Here is an 11,073-nt window from a genome sequence, read left to right on the forward strand (position 1 = left end):
CCCGAAGCCGCACCGCCCGCCGCGCGGCAGCACCGGCCCGGGCCCGCCGGCCGGGGCCGGGGCGGTCCCGCAGGCCCGGCGGGTCGAGGTGGCCGAGGAGATCGAGGAGGTCGTCGGGGAAGGGGAAGCGGAACTGCCCGGTCATGGCCGTGTCCTTCCGTTCGGTCGTTCTCGCGGTCGCCGCCGGACCGCACCGCACCTGCGGGCTCCCGGCGACCGCGAACATACACACCGTCACTGACAATCGACCGAGAGCGACCTCCGCCGGACCGGGGCAGGTCACGGCTGACGGGCCGCCGTCCCCGTTCCGTCCCCGTTCCGGACCGCGTTGTCGGTGACGCCCGTTATGGTCGGGGACCATGCGACTGCTGCATACCTCCGACTGGCATCTCGGACGCTCGTTCCACCGGGAGAGCCTGCACGACGCCCAGCGCGCGTTCCTGGACCACCTGGTAACGGTGGTCCGGTCCGAACGCGTGGACGCCGTGCTGGTCGCCGGCGACGTGTACGACCGGGCGCTGCCCGGCCTGGAGGCGGTCGCCCTCTTCGACGACGTCCTGCACCGGCTCGCCGACCTGGGCGTGCCGACGGTGTTCATCAGCGGCAACCACGACTCGGCCCGCCGGCTGGGCGTCGGCGCGGGCCTCATCGGCCGGGCCGGCGTCCACCTGCGGACCGACCCGGGCGAGTGCGCCGCGCCCGTCGTGCTCGCGGACGCGGACGGACCGGTCGCCGTCTACGGGCTTCCGTACCTGGAACCGACACTGGTGCGGGAGCGGTTCGGGCTGGCCCGCGGCGGTCACGCCGCGGTGCTCGGCGCCGCGATGGACCAGGTCAGGGCCGACCTGGCGGGCCGCCCGGCGGGCACCCGGGCGGTCGTCCTGGCGCATGCCTTCGTCACCGGGGGCGAGCCCAGCGACAGCGAGCGGGACATCGCGGTCGGCGGCGTCGCGGCGGTGCCCGCGTCCGTCTTCGACGGCGTGCACTACGCGGCCCTCGGTCATCTGCACGGCTGCCAGACCCTCGCCCCGCACCTGCGCTACAGCGGTTCCCCGCTCGCCTACTCCTTCTCCGAGACCGACCACCGCAAGACGATGTGGCTGGTCGACCTCGCGGCGGACGGCTCGGTCGCCGCCGAGCGGGTCGACTGCCCGCAGCCCCGGCCGCTGGCGCGGCTGCGCGGCCGGCTCGACGAGCTGCTGACCGACGAGAGGCACGCCGCCGCCGAGCAGGCGTGGGTGCAGGCGACGCTCACCGACCCGAGCCGTCCGACCGAACCCATGGAAAGGCTGCGACGCCGCTTCCCGCACACCCTCCAGCTGCTCTTCGAGCCCGAGGCGACGACGGCTGACGCCTCCCCGTCCTATGCGGCCAGGGTCAGCGGACGGACCGACCTGGAGATCGCCGAGGGCTTCCTGCGGCACGTCCGCCCCGGTGCCGATCCGGACGCCGACGAGCTGGGCTGGCTGCGCGAGGGCTTCGAACGCGTCCGGCAGACCACCGACCGGAAGGCCGAGCTGCCCCGATGAGACTGCACCGGCTGACCGTCACCGCCTTCGGCCCGTTCGCGGGCAGCGAGACGGTCGACTTCGACGCGCTGGCCGCCGGCGGGCTCTTCCTGCTGCGGGGAGCCACCGGCGCGGGCAAGAGCAGCGTGCTCGACGCCGTCTGCTACGCCCTGTACGGCGAGGTCCCCGGCACCCGGCGGGCCAACCGGCTGCGCAGCGACCACGCCGATCCGAAGCGGCTGACCTCGGTCCGGCTGGAGCTGACGCTCGGCGGGCGGCGGCTGGAGATCACCCGGCTGCCCGAGCAGCCTCGGCCGAAGAAGGTCGGCAAGGGCACGACGGTCGAGCGTGCCCAGACCCTGCTCCGCGAGTGGTCGACGGACGGCGGCGACGCTACCGGGGCCGGGTCCGGGGGGAACGGAGACGGCGACGGAAGCGGCGGGCCGGGCTGGCGGGCGGTCAGCAAGTCGCACCAGGAGGCCGGCGAGGAGATCCACCGGCTGATCGGGATGAGCAGGGACCAGTTCTGCCAGGTGGTGCTGCTGCCGCAGGGTGACTTCGCGCGGTTCCTGAGGGCCGACTCGGAGGAGCGCGGCAAGCTGCTGCGGCGGCTGTTCGACACCGAGCGCTTCCAGTCCGTCGAGTCCTGGCTGGCCGAGCAGCGCCGGGCCCAGGAGGCGGCCGTCCAGACCGGCCGCCGCCGGCTGCGGGACTTGGCCAGCAAGGCCGAACAGGCGGCCGGCCCGGACGCCGAACCCGTCGAGGGCTGGGTGCCGGCCGAGGACGAGCCGGTCGCGCCGACCGGCGTGCAGGCCGGCACCGAGCTCACCACCGGGGTGCTCGGCTGGGCCGCCGTGCTGCGCGGCGGCGCGGCCGAACAGCTCGCCGTGACCGAGGCCGCGCTGGCCGGCGCGGAGGAGGCCCACCTGGAGGCCCAGCGGGCGGGGGCCGCCGCCGAACAGCTCGCCGACCGGCAGCAGCGGCACCGGCAGGCGGTGGCCGAGGCCGCCCGCCTGGCCGGGGACGAAACGGCCCGGACGGCCGACCGCCGCCGGCTGACCGCGGCCCTGGCGGCGGTCGGGGTCGAGTCGGTGCTGCACCTGCGCGACTCCGCCGCGGTCGCCCACCGGACGGCCCGCGAGGAGGAACGACGGCACCGCGCGGCCCTGGCAGCCGCCGGCGGCCCGGACGGCGAGGGCCGCGCCCTGGCGCACGCCGAGGCCGAGGAGCTGGCCGAGGCCGAACGCGGGCTGCGCGCCGAGCTGGTCCGGCTGGAGGCGGCGGCGGCGGACGAGCGGCGCTGCGCCGAGCTGGACGGCGCACAGGCGTCGCTGGCCGCCGACCGGCAGCGCGCCGAGGACCTCGCCGAGGAGGCGGCCGACTGGCTGTCCGGCTTCGAGGCGCGGTTCGCCGCCCTCCAGGAGGAGCAGTCCGTCGCGCGGGACGCGGCCGCGCAGGTCGACCGGCTGGACGTCCGGCGCAGCGAGCTGACCGGCCGCCTGACCGCCGCACGCGGCCGGGACGCGCTGCAGCGGGAGATCGACCGGGCCCGGCCGCAGGCACTCGCGCTGCGCTCCGACGCGCTGGACGCCCGCCGGCACAGCCAGGACCTGCGCGAGCTCCGGCTCGTCGGCATGGCCGCCGAACTCGCGGCACAGCTGCGGGCCGGTGCGCCCTGCCGGGTCTGCGGCTCCCCCGAACACCCGGCGCCCGCCCGGCCGTCCGGCGAGCAGGTCCGCGCGGCCGACGAGGACCGCGCCCAGGCCGCCCAGACGGCCGCCGAGCAGGCGGCCGACACCGCCGAACGGGAGCTCGCCGACCTCCAGGTGCGCCAGGCCGCCGCCGCCGGGGCCGCCGGCGCGGAGAGCACCGACGCCCTGGCCGAGGCCCTCGGTGGGCTGGAGCGGGAGCACCGCACGGGGGTCCGGGTCGCGGAGGGGCTCGGCGCGATCGGGCGACGGATCGAGCAGACCACCCGGGAGCAGGCCGCCCGGCTCACGGCCCTCGGCGACGCGCGTGAGCGGAGTGCCGAGCTCGGCGCCCGGATCCGCACCCTGCACGCCGAGCGGGAGGAGCGGGGCGGCCGGGTGGCGGCGGCCCGGGGCGGCGCGCCGTCGGTCGCCGCCCGCGCGGCCGGCCTGGCCCGCCTCGCGTCGGCCGTGTCCGCCCTGGCGGGCGCGGCCCGGACGGCTGCCGAGGCGGCGTACCGGCTGAAGGAGGCCGAGGGCGAGCTGGCGCGGGCCGCCGTCGCGGCCGGGTTCCCGAGCGCGGAGGACGCCGTCGCCGTCCTGCTGCGCCGGGAGGAGCGCGAGCGGCTGGAGCTGCGGCTGGAACGCCACCGCGCCGAGCTGGCGGCGGCCGAGCGGCGGCTCGCCGAACCGGAGCTCGCCTCCGCGGCGGCCTGCCCGCCGGCGGATCTGCCCGGCACCCGGGACCGGCTCCACGCCGCCACCGACCGCCTGCGGGCGGCGCACGCCGCCCGGGACGCGGCGCGCGCCCGCTGCGACGCGCTCGCCGGGATCGGACGGCAGCTCGCCGAGCTGGCCGGCTCGCTCGCCCCGGCGCTGGCCCGGTACGGCCGGATCAACCGGCTGGCCGCGCTCGCCGCCGGCACGTCCGCCGAGAACCGGCTGCGGATGCGGATGGAGTCGTACGTCCTGGCGGCCCGGCTGGAGCAGGTGGCCGCGGCGGCGAGCGACCGCCTGGTCCGGATGTCCGGCGGTCGCTACACCCTGGTCCACAGTGACGACCGGGGCACCGGCACCAAGCGTTCGGGGCTGGCCCTGCGGGTGGTGGACGCCTGGACCGGCACGGAGCGCGACACCGCGACCCTCTCCGGCGGCGAGAGCTTCTTCGCCTCGCTCGCGCTGGCCCTGGGCCTGGCCGACGTGGTCACCGACGAGGCCGGCGGCATGCCGCTGGACACCCTGTTCATCGACGAGGGGTTCGGCAGCCTCGACGAACACACCCTGGAGGAGGTGATGGACGTCCTCGACGGTCTGCGCGAGCGGGACCGCGCCGTCGGCATCGTCAGCCACGTCGCCGACCTGCGGAGCCGCATCCCGACCCAGCTGCTGGTCCGCAAGGGCCGGCACGGCTCCACGCTGGCCCTGGCGGGGCGGGAGGACGCCTGACCGGGGGACCGACGGCGGGCGTTCGGAACGCCGGGGAGCGCCGGGGAACGCAGGGCCCGGCGCGGTCAGCCGGAGCAGGCGATCCGCTGCGCCTGCTGCCAGGCGCACACCGGGCAGAGCGTGCTGCCCGGGTGGTCGGCGGGCAGCTCGGTCGGGTCGCCGCACAGGACGCAGTCGGCGCGCGGACCGGTCAGCTCCGGATCGTGCACCAGCGCCGCCTCTGCGCCACCGGGCGCCAGGGCACAGACCCCGCTGTCCGTGGCGTCCGTCGCGTCCGGGACGTTCCGGACGTTCCGGGCGTCCTCGTGGTTCGTGACCGCTTCGCTCATGCCGCCTTCCTACTCCGCACCCCGGCCCTGCCGCAAGGCGCCGGGGAGACCGCCCCGGGGGGCGCGGCGCGAGGAACCGGGCCACCGCGGACGGCGAGACCCCGGGGCGAAGGGCACGTCCTGACGTCCGGGAGGCGGCGGGTACGGTGAACCGCATGCCCGACGCCCCTGCGCCGCCCCCCGCCCTGCACCGACGGCTGCTGACCGCCCGGGCCGCCGAGCCCAGCTACCCGGAGGTCGGCGCCACGCGGGACGCCAGGCTGCCGGACGGGTACGCGCACCTGCGACGACGCGTCCATCTCGGACGCGGGCCCGAGGTGCTGGAGCGGGCCGGACGGTACGTACTGGGCTGGGGCAGCCAGCTGGGCACCGGCTTCGCCGTGTATCCGCACACGCCCGCCGAGCCGGGGGCGACCGTCCTGCTGCGCCTCAGCCTGCCCGGCACGCGCCGCCCCCGGATAGTGATCCCGTGCCGGGTGGTGTGGACCGTCGACGAGCCGGACCGGATCGGCTTCGCCTACGGAACGCTGCCCGGCCACCCGGAGTGCGGCGAGGAGGCGTTCCTGGTGTCCATGGACGCGGCGGGCGAGGTCTGGTTCGAGGTGACCGCGTTCTCCCGGCTCGCCGCCCGGTACGCGCGGATCGGCCGACCGGTCGCGCTGCTCTGCCAGTACCTGGCGATCGAGCGGTACCTCGCCGCCGTGGCCTCCGCCGCCGTCGGCCGCCCCCGGACCGGCCCCGACGACACCGGCCCCGACGAGGTGGCCGCCCGGCCCGCGCCGGACGCGCGGCGTACTCCACCGACGGTCGCCGCTCCGTAGCCGGCAGCCGCCGGGGCCCGGGCGCCCGGGCCCGGTGCGCCCGGGCACCCCCGGCCGAGCCCGGGCCGGCCCGGATCAGCCCAGGAACGAGAGCCGGACGGACCGCCGGGGGTTGTCGCCGTTGGTGTCGATCAGGACCACGGACTGCCAGACGCCCAGGGCCAGTTGGCCGTCTATCACCGGCAGGGTGGCGTGCGGGGCCACCAGTCCGGGAACGACGTGGTCGCGGCCGTGGCCGGGACTCCCGTGCCGGTGACGCCAGCGGTCGTCGGCCGGAATCAGCTCGCGCAGCGTGGCCAGGAAGTCGTCGTCGCTGCCCGAGCCGGTCTCCAGTACCGCGATGCCCGCCGTGGCGTGCGGCACGAAGACGTTGAGCAGGCCGTCGCGTCCGACCGCGTGGTCGTTGAGGAACCGCGTGCAGCGGTCGGTGATGTCGAGCGCGACCTCGCGGCTGCCGGTGGTGATCTCGAAGGTCGTGGTCCGGAAGGTCGTGGACGTGGTGTAAGTGTGGTCCGCCATGCCGTCATCCTGGCTCACGCCGGGGGGTGCGGCTGCCAGCCTCGCCGACTCCCCGTGCCGGGGCGGCAAGTCACCGTAGGGTGAGAGGTTCAGACCTCTCGGAGGCCCGGGCACCCGGTCCCGCAGGTCACCTGCGGGAGGCGTGCGGGGGCACGGCGAAGACCCGACGGTTCTGTGAGGATCCGCCGGGCCGGTGCTGGTGGGTGCGAGGGATGACGGGCACCCCGGGGCCTGGTGGCCCTCAGCCGCGCCCGCCGAAGAGACCACGTCGCAGCCGGCGCAGCGGCGCCAGCAGCTTGACCCGTGCGTGACGGCGCGGCGGCGCGGTCGGGGCACTGGCGCCGCGCGGCGTCAGCTCCCTTATCAACCCGAGCGCCTCGGCGGTGTCCACCGCCGGGAGTGCGGGCGCGCCGAGCACAGCCAGGTGACGCTCGATCCGGCGGCCGGTCGCACCGACACCGCACTGGATCGCCGGCACGCGGGGCCGAGTCCGGACTTGCATCTGTTCCATCAGTTTCCCACCCCTACGAGGCGCCAGGGCCGTGAGGCGAAGACTATCCGTGAGAGACGGCCTTCGCGCAACCGTCCTAGTGTGCTGCCACCGTATCGTGCGGCGTCAACTGACACTGCACCAGGGGCCGCTCGGCCGGTCACGACTAGGCATCAATGATGGTGCACGACCGGCCGTACGTCAGCGGGGCCTTCGGGGCACACGCCCGGCGCCCGCCCCGAAGGTGTGCGCCGGGGCGCACGGAGTCACCGCCGTCTCACCTCCCGTAGCCGCCGGGCGGGCGGTGGAGCGAGGGTCGAGCGAGGGTGGCCGGCCACAATCGGAGTCCGACTATCCGTTTAGGAAGTGAACACAGACGAGGGATTGACGCGAGCCTTGGCTCCAAGCAATATCTCTATCGACCGCGCAGGCGTGATCCCCTTCCGCAGGCCCGTTCGACTGATGAAGATTCCGGCTCCCCCGAGCCACTGCCGGGCCGCCTCGACGCTGCGGCGACCCGGCTCGGGCGGTGCCCGGACCGGCGGCCGGCCGTAGAGGGTCGGCCGGGCCGCCACCAGGCTGCCGGTGCCGCCCCGCACGGGTCCGGCACCGGCGGTCCCGGGAGTCCCCGCGTCCGCCCCGTCCCCGCCCGCACCCCCGCCCCGTCGGACCGGCCGCAGCGTGCCGCCGGGACCGCCCCGTCCGGCGGGTACGCGCACGCCGCTCGGTAGACTCGGCCAGCGTGCCAGTTCTCCTCAGCATCGTGCTTCCGGTCCACGGGGTGGAGCGCTTCCTGCCCCGCTGCCTCGACTCCCTCCTGGCGGACGCCCCCTCGTCCGAGTCCCGCTTCGAGGTGATCGCGGTCGACGACCGCTCGCCCGACGGCTGCGGCGCGATCCTGGACGCGTACGCGGCCCGCGACCCCCGGCTGCGCGTGCTCCACCTCGCCGAGAACCAGGGCCTCGGCGGCGCCCGGACCGCCGCCCTCCCCGAGGTCCGCGGCACCTACGTCTGGTTCGTCGACAGCGACGACTGGGTGCCCGAGGGCACCGTCGCAGCCCTCCTCGACGAACTCGCCGGCGAAGCGGCCCGGGAGGAGCGGGGCGAGACCCCCACCGACGTCCTGCTGACCGACTTCACGCACGTGTACCCGGACGGCGGGACCGAGCCCAACCCCTGGCGGCACGTGCTGACCGGCTCGCCGCTGGTGGCCGGATGCACGCTGGCCGAGCACCCGGCGCTGTTCAGGACCGTGATGTCGGTCTGGAACAAGGTGTTCCGGCGCGAGTTCCTGCTCGCCCTCGGGGTCTCCTTCGGCCGCGGCTACTACGAGGACATCTCGGTCACCTACCCGGCGCTGCTCGCCGCCGGACGACTGCGCTACCTCGACCGCCCCTGCTACTTCTACCGGCGGGGCCGCGCCGGTGCGATCACCAGCACGGCCTCCCCCCGGCACGCCGACGCCTTCGCCCAGTACGACGCGATCTTCGACTTCCTGGACCGGGAGCCGGAGGCCCGGCCCGGCCCGCCCGTCCCCGAGTCGCTGCGCACCCTGGTCTTCGAGCGGACCGTCCAGCAGGCGCTCACCGTGTACGACACCCCCGGGCTGGTGCCGGTCGGGCTGCGCCCCGAGTTCTTCCGCCGGATCGCCGGGCACTTCGCCCGCCACCGCCCGGCGGGCTACCGGTTCCCCGGCGGCGTGCGCGGCGTGCAGTACCGGCTCGCGGCGCGCGGCTCACGGCGCGCGTACGCCGAGCTGCGCCGCACCGGCCGGCTGCCGCGCGAACTCGGACGCGGGGCCCGCGCGGTGGCGCCGGCCCTGAAGAAGGGCGTGCGCAGCGGCGCCCGGTTCACCGCGTACAACGCGTTCCGCCGGCTGCCGCTGGACCGGCACCTGGCGGTGTACGCGGCGTACTGGCACCGCGGTTACGCGTGCAGCCCGGCGGCGATCTACGAGAAGGCGAAGGAGCTGGCGCCGGGGATCCGCGGGGTCTGGGTGGTGGAGAACCGCAAGCAGGCGGCGACCCTGCCGGCCGGCGTCCCGTACGTGATCGTCAACACGCCCGCGTACCTGAGGGCGATGGCCACCGCCAAGTACTTCGTGAACAACGTCAACTTCCCGCGGACGATGGCGAAGCGCCCCGGGACGGTACACGTCCAGACCCAGCACGGCACGCCGTTGAAGGCGATGGGCATGGATCTCAGGGACCACCCGGTGGCCGCCGACGGCATGGACTTCGACCGGCTCCGGGAGGCCGTCGACCGCTGGGACTTCCTGGTCTCCTCGAACCCGCACACCAGCGAGCACTTCGCCCGGGCCTTCCCCGGCCGGTACGAGATGCTGGACACCGGCTACCCGCGCAACGACCGGCTGGCCGTCGCCGCGCCGGCCGAGGTGGCCGCGATGCGCGAGCGCTTCGGGCTGGAGCCCGGGCGCACCGCCGTGCTGTACGCGCCGACCCACCGGGAGGCGCGCGGCGGGTACGTGCCGCTGCTGGACGTGCGGGACCTGGCGCGTCGACTCGGTCCCGGGTTCACGCTGCTGGTGCGCACCCACTACTTCCACACCGGCGGTCCGGGCGACCTGGCGGCGGACGAGGGCGCGGCCGAGATCCTGGACGTGTCGGCGCACCCGACCGTGGAGGACCTGTACCTGGCGGCGGACGTCCTGGTCACGGACTACTCGTCGATGATGTTCGACTACGCCGTGCTGGACCGGCCGGTCGTGATCTTCGCGCCGGACTGGGAGGAGTACCGGCGGGACCGCGGCGTCTACTTCGACCTGTTCGAGCAGCCGCCGGGCGCGCTGACCACGGACCCGGACGGTCTGGCGAGCGCCCTGCTGGCCGGGGACCCGGAGCCGGAGGCGCGGGCGGCGTTCCGTCGGCGGTTCTGCCCGTGGGACGACGGCGGGGCGGCGGAACGGGTGGTCCGCCGGGTGTTCCCGACGACCGGCTGAACCCCGCGGAGCCGCCGGCCCGGGCGGGCCGGAAGGCGGCGGGCGGGGCCCGGAGGGATCCGGCGCCCCGCCCGAGCGGCCTCAGCCCTGGCGCGCGGCCAGGAACTCCTCGAAGGTCAGCTCGCCGTCGTGGTTGGTGTCCATCTGCTTGATGACGGCCTCGGCCACGGCGATCGAGGTGGTCAGGTCGCCGAGCTCGCGGGCGACCTTGGCGTACTCGGTGGCGGTGATACGGCCGTTGCCGTTCACGTCGAACTTGTCGAACGCCGCGCGGATGGTGTCGACGTCTGCCATGGGTGGCCCCTCCTGAGGACTGATGAACTGCCGATCCCCCGAGCCCGCGATCTGCTGATCCATTGATCTACAGATCTGCTGATCCAGAAGACCTGCTGATGTGCGTTTCCGACGGCCGTACCCTACCCGGCCGTGGTGAGCGCCACGGTCGGCGGGAGTGGACGGGCTCGGGGGTGGGTGTCGTAGTCTGCGGGTCTGATCCCGGCCCGGCCGGGGGAACGACCGCCGCTCGTCGTATCTCAGGCCCGGGCACCTCTCGGGCGTGCTCGTCCAGGGAGGGACCATGCTCGATCTCGTCACCAGGCTGGTGCTGAAACCGCTCGCCCGGGGGATCTGGCGGCCCACCATCGAGGGCATGGAGAACGTACCGCGCAAGGGCGGCGTCATCCTGGCCAGCAATCACCTCTCCTTCATCGACAGCGTGGTGATCCCGCTGACCGCGCCGCGCCGGGTCCACTTCCTGGCCAAGGCCGAGTACTTCACGGGCACCGGGCTCAAGGGCTCGCTGTCCAAGGGCTTCTTCGAGGCGATCGGCGCGGTGCCGGTCGAACGCGGCACCTACCGGTCGGCGCAGGCCTCGCTGGAGTCCGCGCTGGAGATCCTGGAGGACGGCAAGGCCTTCGGCATCTACCCGGAGGGCACCCGTTCGCTGGACGGCCGCCTCTACCGGGGCAAGACGGGGGTGGCCTGGCTGGCCCTCACCGCCGGTGTCCCGGTGGTTCCGGTGGCCCTGGAGGGTCCGGACCAGATCCTGCCGATCGGCAAGCGGGTCCCGCGCGTCCGGAAGGTCACGGTGCGGTTCGGGGAGCCGCTGCACTTCGACGACCTGCACGGCCAGGCCCGCTCGCTCAAGGCCCGCCGGCAGGTCACCGACGAGGTGATGGCGGCGATCCAGAAGCTCTCCGGCCAGGAGCGCGCGGAGACCTACAACGAGATCCCCAAGGCGGCCTGAACCGGGCCCGCCGGCACCCGTGTCGACCGCAGGGCGGCCACCCCACCGGGTGGCCGCCCTGCGGCGC

Annotated in this window: 9 protein-coding genes; 5 read left to right on the forward strand and 4 right to left on the reverse strand. The window is 75.4% G+C overall.

The features are described 5' to 3' along the window. The first annotated feature begins 359 nt into the window (after positions 1 to 359). Complete coding sequence (locus tag ABZY91_RS04255; protein WP_355399607.1) at positions 360 to 1,529, forward strand: exonuclease SbcCD subunit D; 1,170 nt, start codon at positions 360 to 362, stop codon at positions 1,527 to 1,529. Further along, positions 1,526 to 4,642, forward strand: coding sequence for an SMC family ATPase (locus ABZY91_RS04260; protein WP_355399609.1), 3,117 nt, complete (start codon positions 1,526 to 1,528; stop codon positions 4,640 to 4,642). Before ABZY91_RS04255 ends, ABZY91_RS04260 begins: the two co-directional genes overlap by 4 nt. 65 nt (positions 4,643 to 4,707) lie before the next feature. On the opposite strand, the gene ABZY91_RS04265 is transcribed toward ABZY91_RS04260, so the two are convergent. Beyond that, positions 4,708 to 4,971, reverse strand: a complete 264-nt coding sequence (locus ABZY91_RS04265) for a hypothetical protein (protein ID WP_355399791.1) — start codon at positions 4,969 to 4,971, stop codon at positions 4,708 to 4,710. 155 nt (positions 4,972 to 5,126) lie between these two features. Between ABZY91_RS04265 and ABZY91_RS04270 the strand changes: the two genes are divergently transcribed. Next, positions 5,127 to 5,792 (forward strand): DUF1990 domain-containing protein, encoded by a 666-nt coding sequence (locus tag ABZY91_RS04270; protein WP_355399611.1) that lies wholly within the window; start codon positions 5,127 to 5,129, stop codon positions 5,790 to 5,792. Positions 5,793 to 5,867: 75 nt separating this feature from the next. Here ABZY91_RS04270 and ABZY91_RS04275 read toward each other — a convergent pair whose 3' ends face one another. Further along, positions 5,868 to 6,311: a secondary thiamine-phosphate synthase enzyme YjbQ gene (locus ABZY91_RS04275; protein ID WP_355399613.1), complete on the reverse strand. Its 444-nt coding sequence runs from the start codon at positions 6,309 to 6,311 to the stop codon at positions 5,868 to 5,870. Between the two features lie 241 nt (positions 6,312 to 6,552). Continuing rightward, on the reverse strand, positions 6,553 to 6,822 hold the full coding sequence (locus ABZY91_RS04280) for a hypothetical protein (protein ID WP_329880554.1): 270 nt from the start codon (positions 6,820 to 6,822) through the stop codon (positions 6,553 to 6,555). Between the two features lie 721 nt (positions 6,823 to 7,543). On the opposite strand from ABZY91_RS04280, the gene ABZY91_RS04285 reads away from it, so the two are divergent. Beyond that, the gene (locus ABZY91_RS04285) at positions 7,544 to 9,760 is read left to right on the forward strand and encodes a CDP-glycerol glycerophosphotransferase family protein (RefSeq protein ID WP_329950491.1); all 2,217 of its coding nucleotides are present in this window, start codon (positions 7,544 to 7,546) and stop codon (positions 9,758 to 9,760) included. A gap of 81 nt (positions 9,761 to 9,841) precedes the next feature. Here ABZY91_RS04285 and ABZY91_RS04290 read toward each other — a convergent pair whose 3' ends face one another. Beyond that, entirely contained in the window at positions 9,842 to 10,054 is a 213-nt protein-coding gene (locus ABZY91_RS04290) for an EF-hand domain-containing protein (protein WP_329880556.1), read from the reverse strand. Positions 10,055 to 10,337: 283 nt separating this feature from the next. Between ABZY91_RS04290 and ABZY91_RS04295 the strand changes: the two genes are divergently transcribed. Next, the gene (locus ABZY91_RS04295; protein WP_329880557.1) at positions 10,338 to 11,006 is read left to right on the forward strand and encodes a lysophospholipid acyltransferase family protein; all 669 of its coding nucleotides are present in this window, start codon (positions 10,338 to 10,340) and stop codon (positions 11,004 to 11,006) included. The last annotated feature ends 67 nt before the right edge of the window (positions 11,007 to 11,073 follow it).

This window comes from Kitasatospora sp. NPDC002965 (genome assembly GCF_040611255.1).
In the GTDB taxonomy this organism is placed as follows: domain Bacteria; phylum Actinomycetota; class Actinomycetes; order Streptomycetales; family Streptomycetaceae; genus Kitasatospora.